Here is a 25733-nt window from a genome sequence, read left to right as displayed (position 1 = left end):
GAAAAAGTACGTCATTGGAAACAGCGATGCTACGCGCCAACAGGTGGGCTTTAAACAAGCGTGCGCGCATCCTGCAATAATCGAACGCATTTGTCACTTGGCGACGCTCGCTATACGTATATTGGGGCATTTTCTAACCCCCAGGTGTGCTTAAATCCTTGCTTCTGGGTGAGTAAACAAGCCGAGCATGCTAGTCTTTTCAGCTATTTTAAGCTGTGTTTATTACGTTGTTCAGGGACAGAAACCATGCATCTCCATATTATCGGTATCTGCGGCACCTTTATGGGTAGTCTTGCGCTGCTCGCGCGCGAGCAGGGCCATCAGGTTAGCGGGTCAGATGCAAACGTCTATCCTCCGATGAGTACTCAGCTTGCTGAAGCAGGCATTACGTTAATGGAAGGTTATCGAGCAGAGCACCTTGGTGCTTCGATTGACCTGGTGGTAGTGGGGAATGCGCTGTCACGCGGAAATCCTGAAGTAGAGGCGCTACTTAACAGCGGTTTGCCGTATACCTCAGGAGCGCAGTGGCTTGCTGAGCATGTGTTACCAGGGCGGCGGGTAATTGCTATCGCCGGTACCCATGGTAAAACCACCACCGCCAGTTTGCTGGCCTGGCTATTGGAGAGCGCGGGCCAAGTACCGGGCTTTTTAATTGGCGGTGTGCCGCGTAACTTTGGTGTTTCCGCGCGGCTGGGGGATCCTCAGGGGCCTTTTATTGTTGAAGCAGATGAGTACGATACGGCCTTTTTTGATAAACGCTCCAAGTTTGTACACTATCGCCCCGATATTGCTGTGCTCAATAATCTTGAGTTTGATCATGCGGATATCTTTCCGGATTTAGCTGCTATTGAACGCCAGTTCCATCACCTTGCGCGCACCGTACCCAGCCAAGGGCGCCTGCTAGTAGCCGATGAACAGCCAGCGCTAGAGCGCGTCATAGCGATGGGAGCCTGGACACCCATTAAGCACTTTGGTGAGCAGTCCCAAAGTGCGTGGCAGCTCTGCCTTGAGCGCCCTGATGCCAGCCGTTTTCAGGTGATTCACCGCACAGACCAGGGCGAAGAGGATAGCGTCGTCGAGTGGTCGTTAAGTGGCGTTCACAACGCGCGAAATGCCTTGGCAGCGTTGGCGGCTGCCCACGAGTGCGGAGTTGATTTAGCCCGGGCATGCGCAGCACTAGCGCGTTTCGAAACGCCACGACGGCGCCAGGAAGTGCGTGGAGAAGTGGGGGGCGTTCAAGTCATTGACGACTTTGCCCATCACCCCACGGCGATTGCGGCGACCTTGCAAGGCTTGCGTGCCACAACGACCAAAGGGCGCTTGCTGGCGGTCATTGAGCCACGTTCCAATACCATGCGGTTAGGTGCGCTACGCGATCGACTCAACGACAGCATCGCTGGTGCGGACCAGGTGTATTGGTATCAACCTGCCGGTATTGATTGGTCGATGGAGGCGCTGGTAGCTGAGCAAGGTGCTAAAGCTCATCTTTATCAGCAGATTGAAACACTGGTAGAGGCGGTTGTTCGCCATGCCGAACCGCTGGATCGGATTGTGGTGATGTCCAACGGTGGCTTTGATGGCGTACATGAACGTCTACTAAATGCCTTAACGGCCAAGGAATTGAACGCGTGAGTACAGATTCCCTGTTCAAAAAGCCGATCACCGTGGCATTAACGGGCGCTTCTGGGGCGCAGTATGGCCTGCGGCTGATAGACGTATTGGTAGAGGCAGGCCATGAAGTGTGGGTCATGATCTCCAAAGCGTCACACATGGTGATTGCCACGGAAACCGACATTAGCCTGCCTGCTCAGCCAGAACGGCTGGCTGCTGCATTGAGAGAGCGTAGCGGCGCCGCGGCTGGCCAAATCCGCTGCTTTGGGCGAGAGGACTGGATGGCGCCTGTTGCCTCCGGGTCTGGAGCGGCCTCGGCTATGGTGGTATGCCCATGCTCGACGGGAACGCTCTCGGCTATTGCCACTGGGGCAAGTAACAACCTGATTGAGCGGGCGGCCGATGTCGCGATTAAAGAGCGCCGAACGCTAGTGCTGGTGCCCCGGGAGAGCCCATTTTCGCCTATCCATTTGGAACACATGCTGGGGCTAAGCCGCATGGGGGTTGTTATTTTACCTGCCGCCCCGGGGTTTTATCACCGCCCGCAATCCATTGATGACCTCATTGATTTTATTGTGGCACGCATTCTTAATCAGTTGGGCATTCAGCATACCTTGATGCCTCGCTGGGGCGAGGATGAAGCCGATAACATGTCTAAGGATAAGCAATGAACTGGGCCACGCTCTCTATATTTGTACCCACGTTTTTATTTGTGTCACTCACGCCGGGTATGTGCATGACGCTTGCCATGGTGCTGGGCATGACCCAAGGCGTGAAACGTACGCTGTGGATGATGATGGGAGAGCTGGTGGGCGTAGGGCTGGTCGCCGCAGCAGCAGGCGCTGGGGTAGCCGCCTTAATGCTCCGTCAGCCTGAACTCTTCACGGTGTTCAAGTGGGTGGGCGGCGCTTATTTGGCCTATTTGGGCATTATGATGTGGCGCTCTCGTGGGCGTATGGCGATACCCAGTGAACTAAATGCGGGGCCTGCCGCCGGGCGGCTAACACTTGCCATGCAAGGGTTTGTGACCGCTGTGGCTAATCCGAAGGGGTGGGCATTTTTTATGGTACTGCTGCCCCCCTTTTTGGATAGCAGCCGCCCGCTGGGTAGCCAGCTGGTTCTGCTGATTGTGGTTATTTTGTTGATCGAGTTTGCCAGCCTGTTGGTGTATGCCGTCGGCGGTAAAACGCTGCGTAAAACGCTGGGAAAAAGCGGCAATGTTCGTTTACTTAACCGCATTGCCGGCACGTTAATGATGGGCGTTGGATTATGGCTGGCGCTAGGCTAGGCCGCTTAAACCGGTGGGAAGAAAATCACGCGAAGGCTGATTAACACCAGCGAGGCCGACCCCAATAGCAGCCAAGGGCAGGGCGTTAATGGCTTTCGAGGATAGCGCTGCCAGCTTAAACGAACCAGCGCACAGATCATCAGCCCAAGCAGAGCGCCGCCGACCAGGTCACTAAACCAGTGCACGCCAATAACGAGCCGTGACAGTGCCATTGGCACCGCCAAAGCAATCGCCACCCAATAGATCCAGATACGTTTTTGGAGAGGTAGCTCTGAGGCAATAAACGCGGCGGCCAGGCCCAATACGACAACCGAGGTTGACGTATGGGCACTCGGATAAGAGAGCGAGCCGGTCAGGTAATCGGGGGTGTCAGGTCGAGCACGCCCGAAAATGGCTTTACCCAGTGTGTTAAGAAGCGCTACGCCTCCCACCGCCGCTCCCCAATGCAGCAAGGCATCCCATCTTCTATAAAAGATCATCCATAGTGCCCACGGCAGCAACAGGACAGCAATGCCCAACTTGTCGCCAATTTTGGCAAATACGGCACCAATAGCGATAAGGGTGTCACTTTGAAGCCAGCTAAAGAGCCGTTGGATATAGAGGTCGAGCGTCAATGGACCATTGTGATGCACAACCAGCAGTGTCCAACCCGAAAGGCAGGTTAAGGCAATAATAAATAGCAGCAGCGAAGCGAGAGGAACTTCGCCAGATTGGCTCATGACAAGCCAGGGGCGGCGCATAAACGGAATACGACGTGCTAAACGGGCGGTAGCAAGGTAGAGGCGTCCATGACGGCCCACCTGTGCTCGCCCCCAGGAGAACACTACCGCGAGTACCACCACGCTGGCGGCTATTATGAGCAACGCTGTTTCAATGCCCGGGGGTAAATCAAGGTGTTCTTGCCATGTTCGTCCGAGCAAATAGCCTGGCAGTACATAGGCAGGTGCCCACAGTGCGGCAGATGTGATATTTGCCCATAAAAAATTACGGGGTGGCATCCGCATCATGCCCGCTATGAGCGGAATGACGGGTCTTACCGGGCCAACAAATCGGCCAATAAAGACCGAGTAAAGACCATAACGATCAAAAAAGCGGGAGCCTCTGCCTAGCCATTCCGGATGTAGGGAAAGTGGCCAGCGTTGAGTGATTTGTGCATGGTGGCGATAACCAAGCCTGAAACTAATGCCGTCGCCGATCACCGCGCCTAAAAAGGCGGCCATTACTAACCACACTATCCCGATAGACTCATGCCCCGCCAGGGAGGCCACTGCCGTAATCAGCACCACGCCGGGCACCAACAGGCCCACTAATGCTAACGATTCTGCAAGCGAAATGAGCAGCATCAGCAGAAGAAGCATGAAAGGAGAGAGCGAGAGCTGTTGAAAGGTTTCGACTAAAGACACGAGGGACTCCTTGAAGGGCGATACGCTGTCATCCGTTTGCCAGCGCATGAGCACGGGCGTGCAGGCGTTGTATATAGCGCTCGAAGCTCTCTTTATGAGGCAAACAAGCTGCAATGCGGGCTTCAAGATGACCGGTTTCAACCAATACACACTGGGAAAGTGCATGCTGTAGCCGCTCACGAACCAGCAGCGCACCGCTTTCACTGGTGTCGGGCAGCACCAGCCAGAAGGTGGCCTCGCCAGCGCGCCCCAGTATGTCATGATCACGGCAGCGACCTATCACTTCGCTACACAGTGTATCAAGTAGCGCGATTTTAGCTCGAGAGCCGAACTGCTCTTCGGCCATATCCAGCTGTGGCAGGTGAATGACCAGTACCGCTAAGCGCTTGTTAAGCATGGCAGCACGCTGAAATTCGTTGTTTAAGCGCTCCTTTAGCGTTTCGTAGTTGTAGGCGCGACAGTGACAATCATAGGGGTCGGTGGCCTGTAGTAATGCGCGGCGGCGAGCATGCTCCCATCGAGGGAGGGCCAGCAGTAAAAGCAAAATAACATAGCCGAGATAGAAGGGTGGCTCAGGTGTCGGGTGAGAGATAAACAACCAGACAAGGGGGCCAAGCACCCCCGTCAGCACCAAGGCAAGCCAAAGGGGTAAGAGTATAAAAGCAGAGGTGATGGGTAGGCCAAGCCAGATGGCTGATGCGTTAGAGATAGAAAGCGTACTTAATACCGTGAGGTAGGTGCTGCCTACCAGCAGTATTTGAGATATGTATCCCTTTAATCCCTGCCCTAAATGCATCAGTAGGGCCGCTAATAGGGCCAGGGTAACAAACGCGGGTACCCATAAGCTCCGGTAGCTGCCCATTTTATAAAGCCATAACGCGTACCCCATCATTACTACCAGGCTGGTACTGTAAGTGATGATCATTAGCCGCTTGGAGAATGGATAGCTGTTCATGAGGAACCCAGCGTTGTGGGGGTATTGCAGAGGTGTTCAAGCGTTAAGGTTGAGGGCTCAATATCCATTAGCGGCTCATGATGGCTCACCACATTTTCAGGAAGTGCTGCCTGGAGCTGCGTGCGACGGCGTGTGGCTTCTTGTGGCGAGCGAGAAAGCATCAAGGCGGCAAGCGTTGTGCTATTCAGACGATAGGTGTTCTCAAAGGAGTAGGTTAGCTCACAAAGCTTTTTTGCGGTGGGCCAAAGCTGGCGCCGCTTAACCTGCAATATAAATAGCTCTGCGTAGATAGCCTCGCGCTCAGAACGGGTTTGCTCACGAGGAAGATCGCGCAGCAACTGTTCGCCAGCCCAAAGATTAACCTTTGGGATAAGCCGCAAACGCTGGCCGATAGCCCCATTCATATCAACCAATTGGCGTGCGCTAGAAACCGCCAGTAAGCACAGTATGCCCAATAACAGCACTATTAGCCCCCCGGCTGGAAAGGACAATTGTGGCGCTATTAAGGCGCCGCTAAGTAGTGCGGCCATGGCATTAAGTACAAGAATCCAGCGCGCCTGGGGTAGCATGAATATGGCCGCCCACGCCCAGATCAACATATCATGCTGTTCTGGTGCGCTGGCAATTAATCCCAGCAGTAATAAGCCCGGCAGCACTTGCCAGGGTAGCCCTCTGGAATGACGATGACTAAAGTCCAGAAGCAGAGCTGTAATGCAAAGCCAACTGACGGAGAGCCAAAGCAGCAGGATGGCCATGGGCTGTGCGCCCAATGTCCAGAACGCTAGTGCAGCCGCTGCGGCGAGTAAATTGGCTCTAAGCAAGTGAATTTTGTATTTGCTTTGCATGGTGGCTTACTATTCACCTTCACGAACTCCATGTACGTTCCCCGTCGTCTAATCAGCGGTGACAGGACCAAGTGTGAAACTTAAAATGCTCATTATAACGTTTAAGTAGCGTAATATATTGCCTACTACTGGACACAATTACGACGCGCCTGACCAGATAAAATGATGGCGGCGTGCATGATGATAAAGGGAGACAGCATGAGCGTTTCAACGCCCTTACAAGATGAGGCTCAACAGCAACTCACCGCCGGTGATGTTCCCGCATACATGCAGGCGCTTGGAAAGGCAGCGCGTTCAGCCGCAAGCGAGCTACGTCGTGCCGATACCGGCATCAAAAATCGTGCCCTTGAGTCAATAGCGCAGCAGCTGATGACGGCTCGCGCGCGTATTTTAGACGCCAACGCTCAGGATATGCAGCGCGGTAAGGAAAATGGTCTGGATAGTGCGTTACTTGACCGCTTGGCGCTTGATGACGCCCGTTTTGATGCGATGATTGAAGGGCTGCGTCAAGTGGCCGCCTTGCCTGACCCGGTGGGTGAGATAGACGATATGAGTTACCGTCCCAGCGGCATCCAGGTAGGCAAAATGCGCGTGCCTTTGGGGGTCATTGGCATCATTTACGAATCACGCCCCAATGTAACGCTTGAAGCGGCCAGTTTGTGCTTAAAATCGGGCAATGCCTGCATTTTACGCGGCGGGTCAGAGGCGAGCGCGTCCAATCAAACCATTGGCGAATGCATTACGCAAGGACTGGTGGATGTGGGACTGCCTGCTAACTGCGTTCAGGTGGTGGCGACGACCGACCGTGCCGCCGTCGGCGCATTGATCAGCATGCCAGATTACGTGGATGTCATTATCCCGCGTGGTGGGAAATCGCTCATTGAGCGAATCTCGCGTGACGCTAAAGTGCCCGTTATCAAGCACCTTGATGGTGTTTGTCACGTCTATATTGATACCACGGCTGATCCAGCTAAAGCCTTGGCTATCGCGGTCAATGCTAAAACGCATCGTTACGGCACCTGCAATACCATGGAAACACTTCTGGTTGATGCGCCGGTGGCTGATTTGCTGCTGCCAGAGCTGGCGCGGGCTTACGCAGGACATGAGGTTGAGCTACGAGGCTGTGAACGCACTCAAGCGCTGCTTCCTCAGGCCTTGGCGGCATCCGAGGAAGATTGGTACGCCGAATATCTTGCACCGGTACTAGCGATCAAAATAGTGGATGGCGTGGAAGAGGCGATTGCGCATATTGAGCGCTATGGCTCGCACCATACCGACGCTATTGTGACCCAGGACTACTCTCTGGCGCGCCGTTTTATGGCCGAGGTGGACTCAAGCTCTGTGATTGTTAATGCCTCAACCCGCTTTGCCGATGGGTTCGAGTATGGATTAGGTGCTGAAATTGGCATTTCGACCGATAAGCTGCATGCGCGAGGGCCGGTGGGTTTGGAAGGCCTTACCACGCGTAAATACGTTGTATTCGGCGATGGCCAGGTTCGCCAATAAGGCGTGTACGATATGAGTTTTGCAGCGCTATGAGTGGTAGGTCGATATGAATTCAGTACCCATAAAAGCAGGCATGCTGGGAGGGACATTTGACCCTATTCACCATGGCCATTTACGCAGTGCTTTGGAAGTGCGAGAAGCATTGGGCCTTGACCAGTTGCATATGATACCGGCGCCAAAGCCGCCTTTACGTGGTGCACCACAAGTGTCGGCAGAGCAACGAATGGCGTTGTTACAAGCCGGGATTGGCACTACGCCTGGGCTTTACGCGGATAACCGTGAGCTGCGCCGCGAAGGGCCATCCTACAGCGTTGATACGCTTGCTGAACTGAGGGCTGAATATGGTGAACAGGCACGTTTAGTAATGGTGATTGGCTTTGATGCCTTTTTACGCCTTCCTCAGTGGCAGCAGGTTGACACGTTGTTTTCCCTCGCTCACTTGGTAGTGATGGCTAGGCCTGGCTATCAAACACCCTGGTCTGATGAATTAAGGGAACTGGTAGGGCAACGTGAAGTCGAAGGCGTGGACTCGCTGATGCAGCGCCCCTGCGGTGGCGTTTTACTGCTGTCGTTCCCTTCGATGATGGCAATTTCAGCGACCTATATTCGTCAGCGGCTGCGTGAGGGAAAAAGCGTTCGGTATTTGCTCCCGGAAGCGGTTGAAGAGGCCATTTTACATAAAGGCTTTTACCAGGACGTTGAATAGCGCTGGTAGTCACGCAAGAAGCCGTTACAATGGCCCGCTTTGCTAGCCGAACACCATACGAGGTTATCTGCAGGAGTCATGCACATCGATACACTGAAAAGCCTAGCGCTTGATGCGTTAGAAGACCTTAAAGCACGCGATATCACTCAACTGGACGTTTCCAGCTTAACTGAGGTTACCGACCTTATGTTGATTGCTAGTGGTACGTCTACCCGGCATGTTGCGGCACTTGCGCAAAACGTCGTAGAAAAAGCCAAGGCAGCCGGTCTTGCGCCGCGCGGTGTTGAAGGCGGTGATAATGCGGATTGGGTATTGGTCGACCTGGGTGACATTGTTGTTCATATCATGATGCCGGAAGCCCGTGCACTTTATGACCTTGAACGCCTCTGGGCAGACCTGCCTAGCGATGCAAGCATGACGGATGAGGCACGCACGCTTTTTGAAGAGCGAGCCACGATGTCATGAGAATAAGGCTGTTGGCGGTAGGTACGAAAATGCCTGCTTGGGTTGAAGAGGGCATTGAAACCTACCGTAAACGGCTCCCTCGGGATTTCAGCCTTGAAATAGAAGAAATCCCGCTTGGCCAGCGCGGTAAAAATGCAGATATTGCCAAAGCGCGTGCTCAAGAGGCTCAACGCATTCGCGATAAACTGCGGGGTGATGAGTATCTGGTTGCGCTGGAAGTAAAAGGCAAACCCTGGACAACCGAACAACTGGCCCAGGAAGCGGATAGCTGGCGTATGGAGGGCCGCGATATCGTATTGCTGGTCGGTGGGCCTGATGGTCTTGAACCTTCCCTCTCTGCGATAGCCGATAAAGCGTGGTCATTGTCACCGTTAACGCTGCCGCACCCGTTAGTTCGTATCATGCTGGCCGAGCAGCTTTATCGTGCCTGGACGCTATTGGTTGGTCACCCCTACCACCGTTAACGGCTCAAAAGGTGGTGGTATTTGTTGGCTGTGTTGCGTCAATCGTCTGATTTGAGAGTCATCTGTTGCCATGCCCCAGCGCCGTGACACGCTAAAAAATTCTGAGCAAGAGTTGCGCATTTTTCGTGTCAGAACACTTCTTGCCGTTCTGGTCGTTATAACGCTTACCGGTCTTCTGGTAGGGCGTTTAGGCTACTTACAAATTGTTCAACATGAAATTTACACCACGCGGTCAGAAAAAAACCGTGTGCGTGTTGAGCCGCTGCCACCTAATCGAGGTTTGATTTATGACCGAAATGGTGTGCTGTTAGCTGAAAACCGGCCTACTTATAACCTGACGCTGGTGCGTGAGCGTGTTGATGACCTTGATGCAACGCTGGCCCTATTAGTGGAATTGCTGGAACTGCCAGAAGAAGATATCGAGGCCTTTAACGTACGTTCACGCCAGCGACAGCGTCCTTTCCAACCTGCGCTCTTAATGAGCGATCTGAGTGAAGCCCAAATTGCTCGGCTCGCGATTAATCGCCACCGCCTGCCAGGCGTTGAAGTCGAAGCCCAACTGCTACGTTACTATCCCGATTCAAACGTTATGGCCCATACGCTGGGCTATGTAGGGCGTATTAATGTTGATGAGCTGCAAAATTTGGATGCCGGCCGTTATGCCGGCACCCACTTTATTGGTAAAACCGGCATTGAACGCTTCTATGAAGAGGAGCTTCATGGCGAAGCAGGCCTGCGTAAAGTCGAAACCAACGCCCGAGGGCGAGTATTAAGAGAGCTGGGTCGCACCGACCCTGTGCCTGGGAAGAACATAACGCTGACGATTGATAAGTCTCTACAAACGCTTGCCTATGAATTAATGGATGGGCGGCGTGGGTCGATCGTCGCTATTGCGCCTGCAACGGGCGAGATTCTGGCCATGGTGTCGACGCCTGGGTTTGACAGCAACCAGTTTGTGACCGGGATCGATGTTGCCTCCTATCGCGGCTTGCAGAACGACCTGGACTTACCTCTTTTTAACCGCTCTATTCGTGGTCACTATCCACCTGGCTCGACCATTAAACCCTTTTTAGCCCTCGCGGGACTGGCTGGGGGGGTTATTACCCCAGACAGCACGATTAGCGACCCAGGCTATTATCAACTGCCTAATGACTCCCGGCGTTACCGGAACTGGTTGCGCTGGGGGCATGGTCGTGTGGATTTAGAGCGCTCATTAGCTGTGTCTAATAATACTTACTACTACACATTGGCCCATGATTTAGGTATCGATAATCTACATGAACGGATGAATGGGTTCGGATTCGGGCGGCGAGTCGCCTACGATGTTCAAGGGGAAAGCACTGGGCTGATGCCGTCTCGCGAATGGAAGCGGGAGCGTTTTAACCAGCCGTGGTACCCCGGCGAAACCTTGTCAGTAGGTATTGGCCAAGGTTACTGGCAAGTAACGCCGTTGCAGCTGGCAAGCGCAACGGCAACGCTTGCCAACCGGGGCCACTGGGTAAAACCCCGCTTAGCTCTCCAGGTGGGCGATACGCTGCTTCGTGAAGATTTACCCGACACGCTGGACGATATTCAGCTGGAAAATGATGCCTGGTGGGACCGGGTATTTAGCGGTATGGAGAAAGTGCTCAGCGGTAGCGAAGGCACTGCACGGCGGACTGGCGTTGGCCTTGAGTATCGAATGGGCGGCAAATCGGGAACGGCTCAGGTGTTTTCTTTGGGCCAGGACCAGCGCTATAACGCCGATGAGCTTGAGGAACGCCTGAGAGATCACGCCTTGTTTGTAGCGTTTGCGCCGGTTGATTCCCCCCAAATTGCCGTGTCGGTTATCGTTGAAAATGCGGGCGGCGGCAGTACCCATGCAGCGCATTTGGCGCGCGCCATGACCGATGCATGGCTTTTAAAAGATGAAGCGCCTGACGCAGATGATGTACGCGACGTGTTGGAAGAAGATACCGCTCAAGTGGAGGGGAACTGACCTATGCCCTGGCAGACGATTACCCGCCCATTGCGTCGTTATCCCGTTCGACCGCCCGATAGCGGTATCGCGCGACGTAAAAGTATTTGGGAACGCATCCATATTGACCCTTGGTTATTAGGCCTTTTATTGGTCTTAATGGTGGGTGGCCTACTGGTTTTATATAGTGCGTCTGGCCAGCGTATTGAGTCGGTAATCGCTCAGGCGATGCGGTTTGGCGTTGCGCTGGCAGTGATGGCATTATTGGCGCAGCTGTCACCGACCACGTTTTTACGCTGGGCACCCTTTGCCTATGGCGCAGGGGTCATCATGTTATTGGCAGTGGAAATTGCCGGTGATATTGGCATGGGGGCTAAGCGCTGGCTTGAGATCCCTGGCGTTATCCGATTTCAGCCCTCAGAGATGATGAAGCTAGCGGTTCCGTTAATGGTGGCTGCCTATTTGAATCGTTGCCAGCTTCCACCGCGATTAAAGGATATTGTGGTGTGCGCGGTGATCATTGGTGTGCCGGTTGTATTGACCGCTATTCAGCCGGACCTGGGTACATCGTTACTGGTGGCCAGTGCGGCTGTCATCGTGGTTTTGCTCGCGGGTCTTTCATGGCGCTTGATTGGATTTGTTGGTGGATTGTTGGCTGCGTGCGTGCCGCTTTTGTGGATGAACATGCACAATTACCAACGTCAGCGGGTATTAACCTTTCTTGATCCAGAAAGCGACCCACTAGGCTCGGGTTGGAATATTATTCAGTCAACCACGGCCATTGGTAGTGGAGGGCTATGGGGAAAGGGGTGGCTGGGGGGCACGCAGTCGCAGCTTGAATTTCTGCCTGAGCGGCATACTGATTTTATTATTGCCGTATTGGGTGAAGAGTTTGGGCTTATCGGGATGCTGGTTTTATTGGCGCTTTACTTGATGATCGTAGGTCGCGGTATTTGGTTGGCGGCTTCTTCACAGGATACGTTTGGACGCCTTTTTGCCGGTAGTATCATTCTCACCTTTTTCATTTATGTGTTTGTCAACGTGGGGATGGTTAGCGGTATTTTACCCGTGGTAGGCGTGCCGCTACCCTTGGTGAGTTATGGCGGCACCTCTAGCGTGACCTTGTTGGCAGGGTTCGGTATTCTCATGTCTATTCATGCCCATCGTCGGCTATTGCCACGTTAGTATTTCAGTCAGGACGGTGTGTTTTCAAAGGAGTGGTGAGTTGATAAAAAGGGCCCGAAATAAAGCTGGCAGTTGCCTTGTTGCCGCGCTAATAGCGTGTTCGATGCCTGCCGTATTCGCAGAGGAGCACTCGGCGGAAGGGGTGGACCTGCAACATAATGAACGCACCCAGATATTGGTAGATGAGTTAATCGCCCAAGGCATACCGGAAGCGTGGTTACGTGATGCTTTCTCTCAAGCCGCATATTCTCAAGCGGTGCTGGATGCCATGGAAGGCGCGGCAGAGCGCCGCTTAAAGTGGCACGAGTACCGCGATATATTTCTAACGGAGCAGCGTATCGAAGAGGGCGCTGCCTTTATGCAAGCGCACGCTGAGACCCTGGCGCGTGCGGAAGATGTTTATGGCGTGCCGGGTAATGTTATTACCGCCATTATTGGCGTAGAGACGTACTATGGCCGCCATAAAGGGCGCCATCGCGTGCTGGACTCACTGGCTACGCTGGCGTTTTATCATCCCAGTCGAGGGGGGGTTTTCCGTGGTGAGCTAGCTGCTTTTTTGCAGATCGCCCATGAGCAAAAGGTCGATCCGGCTGAACTTTATGGCTCGTATGCAGGCGCAATGGGGTATCCTCAATTTATTCCCACTAGTTACCAGGCCTATGCCGTTGATTTTGACGATGACGGCATTCGTGATTTATGGGAAAACCCAGTGGATGCCATCGGTAGCGTCGCGAATTATTTTGCTGAGCATGGCTGGCGGCGTGATGGTGCCATTTATCATGAAGCAACGGGACCGGAAGTGTTGCCCCAGGCGCTGACGTTTAACCAAACGTCTTCGCCGACCATGAGTGTGGCTGAGACAGCCAAGCAAGGGATTGAACCGCAAGAAGCGCTTAACGATACTTTGCTTGTGATGCCCTTGGTGTTTGAGATGGATGATGGACAGCTACGCTATCGGCTGGGTGAAAACAACTTTTATGTTATTACACGCTATAACCACAGTCATTTATACGCCATGGCAGTGACAGAGTTAGCTGAGGCCATTCAACAGCGGGCTGAGGAACAAGGATGAGCATGTTGCAATCAAGGACCTGGCAAGTAGGCAGTATGATCGCCTTGATAATAGTGGTAAGCGGCTGCGCGAATCGTGAAGCTCAGCGCGTTGCTACGCCAACTCAAACTCAACCTGACGCTGCACCCGCCGCAAGTACTACTGCCAGTGGAGGTGGGCGCTATGCCATGCATGGGGATGCGTATCCTGTTGCGCCGCCGGATGTATCCACCGTGCCGGATGCTGTACCACGTAATGAACCGCGTTCTGCGGGGGGCAACCGCTCAACCTATGAAGTATGGGGTGAAAAGTACCATGTAATGCCGGACGCTTCTGGCTATGCCAAGCAAGGTTTGGCCTCGTGGTACGGCGAAAAATTTCATGGCTATGCGACCTCAAATGGCGAGATTTACGACATGTATAAAATGTCGGCGGCGCATCGCTCGCTACCGTTGCCTACCTTTGCACGCGTTACCAGCCTGGACAGCGGGCAGTCGGTGATTGTCCGTGTTAACGACCGTGGTCCTTTTCATAGCGATAGAGAAATAGATCTTTCTTACGCAGCCGCCGCCCGGTTGGATATATTGGATAATGGAACAGGGCGAGTAAAAGTCGAGGCCATTGAGCCTGACCGTTGGCTAGCTGAGCGCGGCGGAGCGCCCGCGAGTACTGCGCCGAATGAGGATGCGCCCGTTGCGGAGCCCGCGCCAGCCGCATCTGTACCTCAAGCAGCTCCGTCTGTGGCCTCTAATAACCCCGCTGAGGGTGAGGTTTCAGGCGGCTATTACCTTCAGATTGCTGCGCTGGAAAGCGCTGATAGCGCTCGTAAGCTTAGCCAGCGATTGACAGACGAATTGCCTCACAGCGTTCGTGTAATGAATGAGGCTAATGTGCATCGTGTGCAGGTGGGGCCAGTAACACCGGCTCAAGAGACCCAAGCTCGGGAAGCACTTCGCCAAGCGGGGTTTCCTCAAGTTTTTATCGTGAGATAATTCATTTTTTATATTCTTTGGTGCTTAGCGCCACTTTCTTGCAAGTGAGATGTTAGTGATGAATGTATTCGTGTCGATTCGCCGCTCTGCCCAATTATGTTTGTTTGCGGCCATGACGGCTGTTGCGTTGCCGGCTGCGGCTCAAGTCATACCTCAGCCGCAAACGATTATTCCAGCCGCTCCGCAGCTCGCTGCCAGTTCCTGGATTTTAATGGATGCCAATAGCGGACGAATTCTGGTTGAGCACAACTCAGACGAACGTTTGGCGCCTGCAAGCTTGACCAAACTCATGACCGCCTACCTTGTCGAGCGTGAGTTGGATCGCGATACCATCACGTTGGATGATCTGGTCAATGTCAGTGAAAACGCCTGGCGGACTGGTGGCTCAAAAATGTTTATTGAAGTGGGCAACCAGGTCCCCGTCGAGGAGTTGCTGCACGGCATTATTATTGTGTCAGGTAACGATGCCAGCGTGGCCATGGCAGAGCACTTGGCTGGTGGGGAGGCTCCTTTTGCTGACTTAATGAACCAGCATGCGGCTCGACTGGGGATGGAAAATACCCACTTTGAAAATGCAACCGGTCTTCCTTCTGATAATCACTACTCAACAGCGCATGACCTGGCGCGGCTTTCACGTCATATCATCAATGATTACCCTGAGCACTATGCGATCTACTCGCAGCGCCACTTTTCCTATGGTGGAATTGATCAGCCCAACCGTAACCGCCTGTTGTGGCGTGACCCGTCAGTAGATGGTTTGAAAACGGGTTGGACAGATGCTGCGGGCTACTGCCTGGTGTCGTCAGCTGAGCGCGATGGCATGCGGCTTATTTCGGTTGTGATGGGCACCAATTCGGATGAAGCGCGCGCACAGGAAACTCAGAAGCTTTTAAGCTATGGTTTTCGTTTCTACGAAACCATGAACCTCTACGAGCGTGGTGCTGTGCTTGCAACGCCGCGTGTTTGGGGTGGTGACATTAACGAATTGCGTGCGGGGGTGGATGAAGAAGTGTTTATGACCCTTCCACGTAACCGTAATGAAGAGCTGCGTGCTCGTCTTAATCTACACTCTGATTTACAAGCACCTATTGCGGTAGGTGATGATGTGGGCACGCTAGAGGTCTACTTGGGTGAAGAGATGGTTGGCGAGCGCCAGTTGGTAGCGCTTGAAAATGTGCAAGAGGGCGGGCTGTTTAAACGCCTTTTTGATCAGGTTCAGCGCTTCTTCAGCGGTTTAATTGCGAACTTCACTGACTAAGTGATTCGGCTCAGGTGCGTCCTGGGCCTTTTTTACCTTCAATAAAAGGCGCGTTATGACTAAGGATACGAAAAAGGGATTTCGAGACCTGCGCGAGCCGGTGGCAGAAGAAACCCCCAAGATCACTTTTCCTTGTGACTACTCTTTAAAAATAGTGGGTGATGCTGCTGAGGATTTTACGGCTTGTGTTTGTCAAATCGTGGTGCGTCACGCACCGGATTTTGATGAATCGACGCTGCAAGTGGTGGATAGTCGAAACGGTCGTTTTCAATCCGTTCGCATCACGATTAATGCGACCAGCGAGCAGCAAATTAGCCAGCTGTTTGAAGAGCTAAAAGCCACTGGCCGTGTTCATATGGTGGTGTGAGTGAGTCGTTCTGCACCTGTTGAGCTGCACTGCTTGGGTCGCAGGCCGTATCTGCCTGTTTGGGAAGAAATGCGCGCCTTGACGGACTCTCGTGACAGTGAGACGCCGGATCAGTTCTGGCTGGTAGAGCATGACGCTGTCTTCACCCAAGGGCAGGCAGGCAAACCTGAACATCTACTGATGCCAGGCGACATACCGGTGGTGCAAACCGACCGTGGTGGGCAAGTAACGTATCATGGCCCAGGGCAGATAGTGCTGTATCCGCTATTGGATGTTCGGCGCAGTAAAATAGGCGTGCGTGACCTGGTGTCTGCACTGGAAAATGCAGTCATTACGGTGTTAGCCGACTATGGCGTCAGTGCGCATGCACGCCCAGATGCACCGGGTGTGTATGTCAAAAGCCCGATGGGCGAGGCCAAAATAGCGTCGTTGGGTTTGCGAATTCGGCGGGGAGCCAGTTACCACGGCGTCGCGTTGAATGTGGATGGAGACCTTTCTGCTTTTCAGCGCATAAATCCCTGTGGCTACGCAGGTATGGCGGTCACTCGCTTGGCTGATCTTGTTGCTTTGCCTAATGAGCATCACGTAGGCCAGCAACTGGCATCTGCACTGGCACTGAAGCTGAACAGAGAGCTGGTGACTATCGGCTAATCGCAGTGGTTTCCGTAAAGCAGGCGATGGTAGTACATAAAAAGAAGCCGCCGCGATAGTTAATATTCGCGGCGGCTTCTTGTTTTAGACTTGCTCTGGTTAAGTCCGTGCTTAATTCTGTTTCAGCCTACATTTAGGGCGGGAATAATATTAGGGTCAGACTCCTGGCCTGGGATCGCTGCCGGTGAGGCCAGTCCGAGATTGTTCTTTTCGAACACTCGGTCAGCGCGATAGCTTGAACGAACCAGCGGGCCAGAAGGCACTTCCATAAAGCCTTTTTCAAGCCCTAGCACACGGTAGCGATCAAACTCTTCAGGGCTTACCCAGCGCTCAACCGGCAGGTGGTTTTTCGTGGGGCGCAGATACTGGCCGAGTGTCACAATATCGACACCAATTTCACGAAGATCATCAAACGTTTGCAGGATCTCCTCATCGGTTTCGCCAAGGCCCAGCATAATACTGGTTTTGGTAATGACATCGGGGCGATGCTTTTTCGCGTAGGCCAGAACGTCGAGTGTTTTGCGATAGCCTGCACGGGGGTCGCGAACCCGGCTGGTCAGGCGTTCAACGGTTTCGACATTTTGCGCAAACACTTCCAGGCCCGAATCCACAACGCTCTCAATGGCTGCGTGTTCACCATCGAAATCAGGTGTCAGCGCTTCAACGACCACGTCTGGTGTGCGCGCTTTAATAGCACGGATACAGCTTGCGTAATGGCTCGCACCGCCATCGTCCAGATCATCGCGATCAACCGATGTTAGGACGATATAGCGAAGCCCCATTAATTCAACGGACTTGGCGGTGTTTTCGGGCTCTTCGTGGTCCAGCCAACCTTTGGGGTTGCCCGTATCAACGGCGCAGAAACGGCATGCGCGGGTACACACAGACCCCATCAGCATGATGGTGGCAGTTCCATTGCTCCAACACTCGCCCATGTTAGGGCAGTGTGATTCAGCACAGACGGTACTTAGACGATGCTCAGAGACATTGCGCTTAACGGCTTCAAAGCGCTCGCCACCGGGAATTTGAGCGCGCAGCCATTTGGGCTTGCGTTCAAGAGACGGGGCTTCAGCCTGCGCGCTGCGCACCTTCATGCCATCCTTGATCGCCGTTGTGCCGTGTTCATTACGGAATTTCTGGCCGCTGGGTACACGCTGTGTGGGGTTGTTGCTCATAGGAATAGAGCCTCTCTACTGTGCGGCAGGCAAGGCTTATCATAGAAACGTAAGCGCTTGCCCCCCAATCATGCCGATTAATACGTTGCCAATTAACAGATTACTAATTAATACATAGGTAGTAGGTGTAATGTAACATATCTGGTGATTAACAAGACACCGTCAACTTAGCTTACCGGCATGGGCAAACAGGCAACACCGTGGCTTGGTAAGGGGCTAGGAGATGCTGCAAAGTAGTCTTGATACTCAGTGACATGCTCGTGAATAAACCGCATGAAAAGCTCTGCCACAGGTGTGGGAAAGCGCTCAAGGCGATAAACCGTGCACCATGCGCGGCGGATGGGAAAGTCCGGTAGCGGCAGTTCAAACAAAAGACCCTGCTCAAGCTCTAGCTGCACGGCAAGCCGTGGCAGCACGGCCACGCCTAAATGCGCCATAACCCCTTGTTTGATGGCTTCGTTAGTACCGAGCTCAATACGGTGCGGCAGCGCGACTTTTTGATAAGCAGCAAGCTGTTCAAAGGCATTGCGCACGCCGGAGCCTGGTTCGCGCATTAACACATAGTGGCGGGAAAAATCAGCCAGAGTAGGCGTCAGCATGGCGAGTAAAGGGTGGTCAGGCCATACCACTGCTATTAGTTCATTATCGATGATGGGCGTCACGACTAAGCGATCATCCTCGGGCACCATGGCCATAATCACCAGGTCATCCTGCTGTTCGGCCAAGCGCTCAAGCGCCTGGCTGCGGTTGCACACCTTTAAGCGCACATGAATATCAGGGTAGCTTGCGCGAAAGCGGGCCAGTATATACGGCACGATGTATTGCGCTGACGACACGGCGGCCAGGTTGAGCTCCCCGGAAATTTTTCCATTGATGTCTGACAGGTTCATCTGCAACCGGGAGAGCTGACTAAAGATTTCTCTTGTTGATAGTGCCAGCGTATCGGCGGCAGGCAGCACATGCAGCGTTTTTCCCGCATATTTAAACAGCGGCTGCCCAAGTGCCTGCTCCAGTTGGCGTATCTGAGCGCTGACGGCGGGTTGGGTAAGCCCTAGCTGTTCTGCTGCGCGTGAGTAAGAGCGTTGGCGATATACCGCCTGGAAGACTTGTAATTGACGAAACGTTAGGCGATTGAGCAGCGTAGGGGATGACATAACAACCTCAAGAGAATTGCCCTCCGGCGGCGAATAAGACGGCGAGCGTTACGAATGACTAACGCTGCCTAAAAATGCTACCACTGTTTATGCCTGCCGTGTCGCTAGTTTGCAGCGCTTGCGGTAAATCAGTGGTGTTACCCATCGACGTCTGTTGAGAAGTGGCTTAAGCTATATTGCATCGCAGCATCATGGTTTTTAGGTTGATCGCCAGCGCATTCACCCTAGGGAGACTCTATGAATTTTCTCGCCAACCCTTTGCTTACCGCTAACTCGTTAACACGTACCTTTTGGGGGCAGTCAAACGACTCCTCCACGCTGCTACCGGGCAGTGAGACGCTGTCCTCTTTCATGGACCCCTTTGGGTTTGGGCGTGCCGCGGCCGATTACTGGCGAGATAGCGTTGAGCGTAGCGTGCTCTATTGGGATGTAATGCGTGAGCGTGGCAACCAGTATCTGGAGCACATGGAACAAACCAAGCCGAGTGTGCTTGGGTTTAAAACCGAAGTGCTGCTTGATGGTCGCACGCTTGCCCAGCCGACCAACTATGAATTGCTGCGTGTATTGCCCCCTGAAGATACCGTCACTGACCCCCGCAAGCGCCCGTTCGTGGTGGTTGACCCGCGTGCAGGGCACGGTCCTGGTATTGGTGGCTTTAAGCCTGACAGTGAGTTAGGCGTGGCGTTAAAAGCAGGGCACCCTTGCTACTTTATCGGCTTCTTGCCCTTCCCTGAACCGGGGCAAACGGTTGAGGACGTTGTCGAGGCAGAAGTTGCTTTTCTACGCCATGTGATTGAGCTGCATCCTGATATAAGCGAAAAGCCCATGGTGGTAGGCAATTGCCAAGCGGGCTGGCAGTTGATGATGGCGGCCGCACTTGAGCCGGACGTTTTTGGGCCTATCTTGATCGCGGGGGCGCCGCTCTCTTACTGGGCGGGGGAGCATGGCAATGCGCCCATGCGTTATACCGGCGGCATGACGGGGGGGAGCTGGATCACCGCATTCACCAGTGATATGGGTAACGGCTTATTCGATGGCGCTTGGTTGGTGCAAAACTTTGAGCGCTTGAATCCTGCCAATACGTACTGGAAAAAGCAGTACCACCTGTACGCTAACATCGACACAGAAACTGAGCGTTATCTTGATTTTGAGCGCTGGTGGGGCGGGCACGTGGTTCTGGGTGGCGAAGAAATCCAGTACATCGTCGATAATTTATTTGTCGGTAACCGGCTGTCGACGGCCCAACTGGTAACCCGTGACGGGCGGCGGATTGATCTGCGTAATCTACGTTCACCGGTGGTGGTGTTCTGTTCGCGTGGTGACGACATTACCCCGCCCCCTCAGGCGCTGGGCTGGATCCGTGATTTATACGAAGATACCGACGATATCATCGCCAACGACCAAACCATCGTCTACTGCATGCATGATACGACCGGCCATTTGGGGATCTTTGTATCCGGCAGCGTATCCCGCAAAGAGCACTCTGAGTTTACCGCCAATATGGACTACATCGATGTGCTGCCACCGGGGCTGTATGAAACCTCGGTTACCGAGGCGCCAGAGGGTAGCGATGCCGCGCTGTATGAGCGTGACTACTTATTGGAATTTACGCCGCGTAACTTTGAAGAGCTGGATCGTGAAGTGCAGCATGATGCGGACGATGACCGGCGTTTCGCGACGGTTGCCCGAATTTCCGAGATAAATTTGGGCTTGTATCGTTTGTATGTGCAGCCCTGGTTGCAGGCCATAATGACGCCAGAAGCAGCGCGCTTTATTCGGCGTATGCATCCTATCCGCTTGGGCTACAAGCTGCTGTCGGACCGCAATCCTTTATCTGTCCCCCTGCCGGTAATGGCGGAAGCAATACGCAAGAACCGTCAGGAAATTGGTCCAGACAATCTCTTTAAAGCGCTAGAGACGATGCACTCTGACCAGATCGTCGCCGCATTGAGTGCCTGGCGCGATCTGCGTGATAGCAGTACAGAGCGTCTGTTTATGGATGTCTATGGCCAGCCACTGCTACAGGCGGCTGTCGGGCTTTATGGTGATGCGCATGTACACCGTCGGAGGCCGGGCGCTGAGCCTGAGCATCGTCGCTTCCTGGCGCGGCGCCGGGAAGAGTTAGGTAAGCGCATTGCTCAAGGGGGCGCGCATGAAGCGATTATGCGTTCATTAATCTACGTGTTGGGTGGAGCACCCTCCACCGATGAGCGCAACTTCAAGCAGTTACGTGCCACAAGGACGAAGCTTGAGTCAGACATCGAGCTTTGCGAATTCAAGCGCTTGGTGCGCGAGCAATTCTTTATTTTAAAACTTGATCGTGAAAGGGCGCTGAATACGCTACCTGAGTTACTGGCCGGTGAAAGCAACAGTGCGATTGATGGCTATATTAAAAACCTGGAGCAGGTGTTTGCAGCAAGCGGTGAGCTTACTGAACACGCGGCAGAACGTTTTGTACAGGTAAAAGCGTTGTTTGATAAAGCACGTCCGGCCAAGCCTGCGGTCAAAAAAACGGCCGTCAATAAGGCAACCACGGTTGAGAGCCCACCGAGTGAGGCCAAAAAGACCGACACGTCAGTGAGCCAAGGCAAGGGCTCCCGCAAACGTTAATCGGATCCTGATTGAAAAAGAACGCCTCTACTTTACCGTAGGGGCGTTCTGCTTATGAAAGAAATAGTAGGTTGCTGATCTCGTAACGTCAGTCTAGTGTCTAGCTACTTCGGTATAAAAAAGTAAGCTTTTCTCACTACTGTTCGGTTGACACTGGCGCTAAGTGGAGGCCTGGGGTAGGGTAGGCGCATTTTTTCATCCGTATGTTTGTCTCGGCGAGTGAAATAACGCCGCAAACTCAAAACCATGCGGTACCGTATTCAGAGCGCGGGCTCTCGGCCCAAGCAATAGAAAAGTGGAGCACTATGGGCAAGTCACTGGTCATCGTCGAGTCGCCAGCGAAAGCGAAGACGATTAATAAGTATCTCGGCAACGATTTCATCGTCAAGTCGAGCGTGGGTCACATTCGTGACCTGCCGACCAGCGGCTCGGGCAAGGCTGCTTCCGACCCCAAGGAGCGCGCTCGCCAAGCCGCGGCAACACGTAAAATGTCGGCGGAAGAGAAGGCAGAGTATAAAAAGCGCAAGAGCCACGATCAGTTAATTCGGCGTATGGGTATTGATCCCAACAACGGCTGGGAAGCCCAGTATGAAGTGCTGCCGGGCAAAGAAAAGGTAGTGGCTGAGTTAAAGAAGCTTGCTGAAAAGGCAGACGCCGTTTACCTGGCAACGGATTTGGACCGCGAAGGGGAAGCCATTGCTTGGCACTTGCGGGAAACCATTGGTGGAGACGACAGCCGTTATAAGCGTGTGGTCTTTAACGAAATTACTAAAAATGCGATTCAGGATGCGTTTAAAGCCCCTGGTGCGCTCAATATTCCTCGTGTAGAAGCTCAGCAGGCGCGGCGGTTCTTGGACCGCGTGGTGGGCTTTATGCTGTCGCCGCTGCTGTGGGCCAAAGTGGCCCGTGGCCTCTCCGCTGGCCGCGTTCAGTCGGTTGCGGTGCGCCTCATTGTTGAGCGCGAGCGGGATATTCGCGCGTTTATTCCTGAAGAGTTTTGGGATGTGCACGCGGATTTAGTCTCACCAGACGGCGAACTGGTACGCTTTGTGCTCGCCAAGCAGGATGGCAAGGCGTTCAAGCCAACGTCTGAGCAAGACACGATGTCGCGTATTGCGGCGTTGCGTAATGCAAAGCTTGCGATTACCTCGCGTGAAGATAAGCCGACCAGCTCCAAACCAACGGCGCCGTTTATTACCTCTACGCTGCAGCAGGCGGCCAGTGGGCGCCTGGGCTTCTCGGTCAAGAAAACCATGACCATGGCCCAGCGGTTGTATGAAGCGGGCTATATCACCTATATGCGTACCGACTCCACCAACCTCTCGAAAGATGCGGTTGAAAGTGCGCGTGAGTTTATTGGCAGCGAGTACGGCGAGCGCTACCTGCCCGAGGCGCCCAATCGCTATAGCAGCAAAGAGAGCGCTCAGGAAGCTCACGAAGCGATTCGCCCATCCAGCGTTGAGCGCAAGGCAACCGATTTAGTGGGTATGGAACGCGATGCTGAGCGTTTGTATGAGTTGATCTGGCGTCAGTTCGTCGCCTGCCAGATGACGCCGGCCGAATATCTGTCGAGCACATTGAGCGTTGAAGTGGATGGCTACGACCTACGCGCTAAAGGACGTGTTCTGAAGTTTGACGGCTATACGCGGGTCATGAAGCCGAGCGGTAAAAATGAAGACCAGACGCTGCCCGATTTGCCCAAAGGCACGCCGATGGCGATGGAAACGCTGGACCCTCAGCAGCACTTCACCAAGCCCCCGGCGCGTTATACCGAGGCAAGCCTGGTTAAAGAGCTTGAAAAACAAGGGATTGGCCGTCCTTCTACCTATGCGTCGATAATTTCGACGATCCAGGATCGCGGCTACGTGCAGCTGGAAAATCGGCGTTTTTATGCCGAGAAGCTGGGGGATATCGTTACCGAGCGCCTGAAAGAGTCGTTTCCTGACTTGATGGACTTCTCTTTTACCGCACGTATGGAAGATAGCCTGGATGAGGTCGCTGAAGGCGAACGCAACTGGCGAGCGCTACTCGATGCCTTCTATGGTGAATTTCGTGAAGAGCTGGCCAAGGCAGAAAGCGATGACGGGATGCGCCCCAACCAGCCCGTGCCAACCGATATTGACTGCCCCTCGTGTGGCCGCAAGATGCAGATTCGTACCGCGTCTACTGGGGTGTTTTTAGGTTGCAGTGGCTATAACCTGCCACCCAAAGAGCGCTGCAAAACCACGATCGATTTGATCCCGGGTGAGGAAGCAGTAGCGGCAGATGCCGGTGAAGAGGCCGAAACCAACGCCTTGCGTGCCAAGCATCGGTGCGATAAGTGCGGCACGGCAATGGATAACTACCTGATTGATGAAACCCGCAAGCTGCATATCTGCGGTAATAGCCCTGACTGTGATGGTTATGAAATAGAGCAGGGCAAGTTCAAGATCAAAGGCTACGACGGCCCGGTTATCGAATGCGATAAGTGCGGTTCACAAATGCAGCTTAAGTCCGGCCGCTTTGGCAAGTACTTTGGCTGTACCAATAGCGAGTGTAAAAACACTCGCAAGCTATTGAAAAGTGGTGAAGTGGCGCCGCCCAAGATGGACCCGATTCCGATGCCGGAACTTGCCTGTCAGAAAGTGGATGACCACTACGTATTGCGCGATGGGGCAAGCGGCCTGTTTTTAGCGGCCAGTAAATTCCCCAAAAATCGTGAAACGCGTCCGCCGTTGGTGAAGGAGCTGAAAGCTCATGCTGACGAGTTGCCTGAGAAGTATCACTTCATTCTCAAAGCGCCCAGTGAAGACCCGGACGGCCGCCCAACTCAAATTCGTTTTTCGCGTAAAAGCAAAGAGCAGTACGTGATGACCGATGAAGAAGGCAAAGCCACAGGGTGGAAAGCAACGTTCGATGCAGGCAAATGGCACGTAGAGGACAAGCGTAAATGAGCGACCGCTCCCGTACTAATCAACTGCTCTATCAGGCCGAGCTGCTGGTAAGTATGCCTGTTGGTGAGGATGAGCATGCGGTCGCTCGTCAAATGGCGCTCGAAGAGAGCGCCTTGGCCCTGTTTGAACTGGCGTTATGTTCGCTGCTGAAAGAAGTCACCGAACATGCTCGTCTGGAAAACCATGCCTGGCGTGAGTTATTAGCCCTTGATGGTCCGCCCATGGCAGAGCTTCAGCGGTTGCGCGATGTGAGGCGCGAGCCGGGTAGTTGGCTAAACTGGCTGGCGTTCAAATTAGAGCAGTTGCACAGCAGCGACGGGGCTGCACGACGCACCGTCACTAATCCCGCTATGATCGCCATGGGGAGCCAGAAAAGCTTGAGGGAACAATTGCTTGATTACGTAAGCGATGCAAAGCGGGAAATAGCCGCTCTAAGGGAGACAAGCCAGGAGTGGTAAGCATGCCTCATGACGAATCTATCCTGACCGGCTACGCTCATACAGCAGCATAATGTTGCCGAGATGATAGAACGACTGAAAAGGAGACGCGGATGCGCTACAACCAGGTCAAGGACTTAGTCGTATGGGCTGAAGGTTTTCACGAGCGTATGGCTCGTCAGTACAGCGAAGCGGCTGATAGGACAGATAATGAGCGTTTGAGCATGGTGCTGACTTATCTAGCTAGCCGAGAGCTTCGGATGCAGAAAGGGCTTGATGACTTGTTTCATGATGGTTATGACCATAGAGACGTGTTGGAGACCTGGTTTGATGAGTCAAGTGAGTTTCCCCAGCCACCTGAGCTTGAGCGCTTTACGGAAAAGTCTGAATGGAATTCAGTCGATGAAATAGCGCGCATGGCTGTTGAGTCCAATCGAAAGCTTCAAGAACTCTATGAGCATCGCGCTTCCAGAGCTGCTATACCGCCAGAAGCAGAGTTTTTTAATGCGCTGGCAGAGGGGCACGAAGCAGAAATTCGTAAGCTTGTCAGCAGTATGCAAAAGTTTGACGATATTTAGCGCTGCGTTGAATAGCGTTTCATTGGCAGGGCTTGGCGTGTCCACATGGTTAAATTGTTCTCAAAATCGCTGACAGACGCGGTGTATATAAGGTATAACACCTTCAAGAAATGCTTAGTTGGCCAGTGCTGAGCTAACCTGT

General features: G+C 53.5%; 23 protein-coding genes. 18 read left to right on the top strand and 5 right to left on the bottom strand.

Annotation, left to right across the window (positions count from 1 at the left end):
- Nucleotides 1-246 precede the first annotated feature (246 nt).
- The 3 genes from mpl to ACT3TJ_RS11505 are packed head-to-tail and all read left to right on the top strand — an operon-like array spanning nt 247 to nt 2899.
- Complete coding sequence (gene mpl / locus ACT3TJ_RS11515; RefSeq protein WP_193053143.1) at nt 247-1632, top strand: UDP-N-acetylmuramate:L-alanyl-gamma-D-glutamyl-meso-diaminopimelate ligase; 1386 nt, start codon at nt 247-249, stop codon at nt 1630-1632.
- Complete coding sequence (locus ACT3TJ_RS11510; RefSeq protein ID WP_287077089.1) at nt 1629-2282, top strand: flavin prenyltransferase UbiX; 654 nt, start codon at nt 1629-1631, stop codon at nt 2280-2282. The genes mpl and ACT3TJ_RS11510 overlap by 4 nt, the downstream gene beginning before the upstream one ends.
- Nucleotides 2279-2899, top strand: coding sequence for a LysE family translocator (locus ACT3TJ_RS11505; RefSeq protein WP_172118359.1), 621 nt, complete (start codon nt 2279-2281; stop codon nt 2897-2899). Before ACT3TJ_RS11510 ends, ACT3TJ_RS11505 begins: the two co-directional genes overlap by 4 nt.
- 5 nt (nt 2900-2904) lie before the next feature.
- Here ACT3TJ_RS11505 and ACT3TJ_RS11500 read toward each other — a convergent pair whose 3' ends face one another.
- From ACT3TJ_RS11500 to ACT3TJ_RS11490, 3 genes are read right to left on the bottom strand one after another with little or no spacing between them, the layout of a single operon-like run.
- A complete protein-coding gene (locus ACT3TJ_RS11500; RefSeq protein ID WP_193053142.1) occupies nt 2905-4302 on the bottom strand; it encodes a bifunctional DedA family/phosphatase PAP2 family protein in 1398 nt (465 codons plus the stop codon).
- A gap of 28 nt (nt 4303-4330) precedes the next feature.
- Entirely contained in the window at nt 4331-5257 is a 927-nt protein-coding gene (locus ACT3TJ_RS11495) for a diguanylate cyclase domain-containing protein (protein WP_193053141.1), read from the bottom strand.
- A complete protein-coding gene (locus ACT3TJ_RS11490) occupies nt 5254-6102 on the bottom strand; it encodes a hypothetical protein (protein WP_172118362.1) in 849 nt (282 codons plus the stop codon). Before ACT3TJ_RS11490 ends, ACT3TJ_RS11495 begins: the two co-directional genes overlap by 4 nt.
- 198 nt (nt 6103-6300) lie before the next feature.
- Here ACT3TJ_RS11490 and ACT3TJ_RS11485 point away from each other — a divergent pair, with 198 nt between their 5' ends.
- The 11 genes from ACT3TJ_RS11485 to lipB all read left to right on the top strand — a co-directional run bounded on the left by ACT3TJ_RS11485 (nt 6301) and on the right by lipB (nt 16704).
- Nucleotides 6301-7608 (top strand): glutamate-5-semialdehyde dehydrogenase, encoded by a 1308-nt coding sequence (locus tag ACT3TJ_RS11485; protein ID WP_193053140.1) that lies wholly within the window; start codon nt 6301-6303, stop codon nt 7606-7608.
- A gap of 46 nt (nt 7609-7654) precedes the next feature.
- Entirely contained in the window at nt 7655-8314 is a 660-nt protein-coding gene (gene nadD / locus ACT3TJ_RS11480; protein WP_193056806.1) for a nicotinate-nucleotide adenylyltransferase, read from the top strand.
- Nucleotides 8315-8392: 78 nt separating this feature from the next.
- A complete protein-coding gene (gene rsfS, locus ACT3TJ_RS11475; protein ID WP_193053138.1) occupies nt 8393-8779 on the top strand; it encodes a ribosome silencing factor in 387 nt (128 codons plus the stop codon).
- The gene (gene rlmH / locus ACT3TJ_RS11470) at nt 8776-9243 is read left to right on the top strand and encodes a 23S rRNA (pseudouridine(1915)-N(3))-methyltransferase RlmH (protein WP_193053137.1); all 468 of its coding nucleotides are present in this window, start codon (nt 8776-8778) and stop codon (nt 9241-9243) included. Before rsfS ends, rlmH begins: the two co-directional genes overlap by 4 nt.
- A gap of 70 nt (nt 9244-9313) precedes the next feature.
- Nucleotides 9314-11221 (top strand): penicillin-binding protein 2, encoded by a 1908-nt coding sequence (gene mrdA, locus ACT3TJ_RS11465; RefSeq protein ID WP_193053136.1) that lies wholly within the window; start codon nt 9314-9316, stop codon nt 11219-11221.
- A 3-nt stretch (nt 11222-11224) separates the two neighbouring features.
- Nucleotides 11225-12385: a rod shape-determining protein RodA gene (gene rodA / locus ACT3TJ_RS11460; protein WP_193056807.1), complete on the top strand. Its 1161-nt coding sequence runs from the start codon at nt 11225-11227 to the stop codon at nt 12383-12385.
- Between the two features lie 103 nt (nt 12386-12488).
- Entirely contained in the window at nt 12489-13457 is a 969-nt protein-coding gene (mltB, locus tag ACT3TJ_RS11455; RefSeq protein ID WP_193056808.1) for a lytic murein transglycosylase B, read from the top strand.
- Nucleotides 13454-14428 carry a septal ring lytic transglycosylase RlpA family protein gene (locus ACT3TJ_RS11450; RefSeq protein WP_193053133.1) on the top strand — a complete coding sequence of 325 codons (975 nt, stop codon included), beginning with the start codon at nt 13454-13456 and terminating at the stop codon, nt 14426-14428. The genes mltB and ACT3TJ_RS11450 overlap by 4 nt, the downstream gene beginning before the upstream one ends.
- Before the next feature lie 58 nt (nt 14429-14486).
- Entirely contained in the window at nt 14487-15686 is a 1200-nt protein-coding gene (locus ACT3TJ_RS11445) for a D-alanyl-D-alanine carboxypeptidase family protein (RefSeq protein WP_193053178.1), read from the top strand.
- Between the two features lie 55 nt (nt 15687-15741).
- The gene (locus tag ACT3TJ_RS11440; RefSeq protein WP_193053132.1) at nt 15742-16053 is read left to right on the top strand and encodes an HP0495 family protein; all 312 of its coding nucleotides are present in this window, start codon (nt 15742-15744) and stop codon (nt 16051-16053) included.
- On the top strand, nt 16054-16704 hold the full coding sequence (gene lipB / locus ACT3TJ_RS11435; RefSeq protein ID WP_193053131.1) for a lipoyl(octanoyl) transferase LipB: 651 nt from the start codon (nt 16054-16056) through the stop codon (nt 16702-16704).
- 122 nt (nt 16705-16826) lie between these two features.
- Here lipB and lipA read toward each other — a convergent pair whose 3' ends face one another.
- Complete coding sequence (lipA, locus tag ACT3TJ_RS11430) at nt 16827-17879, bottom strand: lipoyl synthase (protein ID WP_441679469.1); 1053 nt, start codon at nt 17877-17879, stop codon at nt 16827-16829.
- A gap of 167 nt (nt 17880-18046) precedes the next feature.
- Complete coding sequence (locus tag ACT3TJ_RS11425) at nt 18047-19033, bottom strand: LysR family transcriptional regulator (RefSeq protein WP_444621859.1); 987 nt, start codon at nt 19031-19033, stop codon at nt 18047-18049.
- Nucleotides 19034-19270: 237 nt separating this feature from the next.
- Between ACT3TJ_RS11425 and ACT3TJ_RS11420 the strand changes: the two genes are divergently transcribed.
- The 4 genes from ACT3TJ_RS11420 (at nt 19271) to ACT3TJ_RS11405 (ending at nt 25591) form a co-directional block, all read left to right on the top strand.
- Entirely contained in the window at nt 19271-21643 is a 2373-nt protein-coding gene (locus ACT3TJ_RS11420; RefSeq protein ID WP_442353351.1) for a DUF3141 domain-containing protein, read from the top strand.
- A gap of 305 nt (nt 21644-21948) precedes the next feature.
- Nucleotides 21949-24576: a type I DNA topoisomerase gene (topA, locus tag ACT3TJ_RS11415; protein ID WP_442353352.1), complete on the top strand. Its 2628-nt coding sequence runs from the start codon at nt 21949-21951 to the stop codon at nt 24574-24576.
- A complete protein-coding gene (locus ACT3TJ_RS11410) occupies nt 24573-25034 on the top strand; it encodes a DUF6586 family protein (protein ID WP_087107522.1) in 462 nt (153 codons plus the stop codon). The genes topA and ACT3TJ_RS11410 overlap by 4 nt, the downstream gene beginning before the upstream one ends.
- Nucleotides 25035-25126: 92 nt before the next feature.
- Nucleotides 25127-25591 carry a hypothetical protein gene (locus tag ACT3TJ_RS11405; protein WP_087107520.1) on the top strand — a complete coding sequence of 155 codons (465 nt, stop codon included), beginning with the start codon at nt 25127-25129 and terminating at the stop codon, nt 25589-25591.
- Nucleotides 25592-25733 lie beyond the last annotated feature (142 nt).

Origin of the sequence: Halomonas sp. AOP30-A1-24, from assembly GCF_052378165.1 — a bacterium.
Classification (GTDB): domain Bacteria; phylum Pseudomonadota; class Gammaproteobacteria; order Pseudomonadales; family Halomonadaceae; genus Vreelandella; species Vreelandella citrativorans.
The sequence above is the reverse complement of the archived record's forward strand: the minus strand, read 5'-3'. Positions and strand labels throughout refer to the sequence as shown.